General features: G+C 76.5%; 1 pseudogene. It reads right to left on the bottom strand.

Features of this window, described 5'->3' with window-relative positions:
• Positions 1-892: pseudogene (locus tag A7A76_RS24165) on the bottom strand (bpX6 domain-containing protein); the annotation flags it as partial.

The raw sequence follows: 892 nt of genomic DNA, 5'->3' as shown, positions 1-892 counted from the left end.
GTTGTTCGCGCGGCAGGCGGCCAGCGCCTGGCCCAGCGCCTCGCGCGCGCCGGCCGGGCCGTCGAGGTCGGCCAGCGCCTCGATCCGCGCGGCGTAGTGTTCGAGCGTATCCGGCAGCAGGCAGGCGCGCTGCACCAGCGCGCGCGCCGACAGCTCCGCGCCGCCGGCCTCGGCCGCCTGCAGCCAGCGGCCGGCCTGTTCGCGCGAATCCGAGGCCGGGTCCGCATCCGGCCAGACCGCGTCGACCGCCTGCAGCCAGCGCCCCTGCGCGGCGAGCGCGCGGCCCCATTCGCGGCGCAGCGCCAGCGCGTGCTCGCCCTGGCCATCGCCCTCCAGCATCGCCACCGCCGCGGCGAAAGCGTCGTCGCGCCGCGCCACCAGCACCGCGCGCTCGCGGTCGCCGGCCAGCAGCAGCAAACGGATGATCGCGTCGGCCGGCAGGTCCCAGCCCAGCGCCAGTTCCGCCGCCTGCGCCGCGCGCCCGTGCTTGAGCAGATAGTCCAGCGCTTCCTGGCGCGCATTGAGCAGTTCGGCCAGCACGAACACGGCCTCGTCGACCTGGCCCTGGCGGTCGAAGCGTTCGAACGCGCTGCGGTAGCGCTGACGCAGCAGTTCGCGCACATCGTCGCCGGCGCCGATGCTGGCGCCGAAGCCGCGTTGCGCGCTCAGGCGCAGGTCGCTGCGCGGCGTCGGCGTGCCGAAGGCCTGGCCGAGCGAACCGCTGCCGTCGCCGTCGATCGGCAGCGCGTGGCGCAGCGCTTCCAGCAAGTCGCCGCGGTCGAACTGTTCCATCAGCCGGCGCAGATACGCGCCCTGGCGCAGGCCGATCAGCCGCGCCGCGCCGCTGGCCGCGGCCATCCGCGCCAGCGCCGCGCGCCAGCGTTGCGGCGGC

Source organism: Lysobacter enzymogenes (assembly GCF_017168095.1).
Classification (GTDB): Bacteria; Pseudomonadota; Gammaproteobacteria; order Xanthomonadales; family Xanthomonadaceae; genus Lysobacter; species Lysobacter enzymogenes_D.
This window is presented reverse-complemented; position numbering and strand designations above follow the sequence as displayed.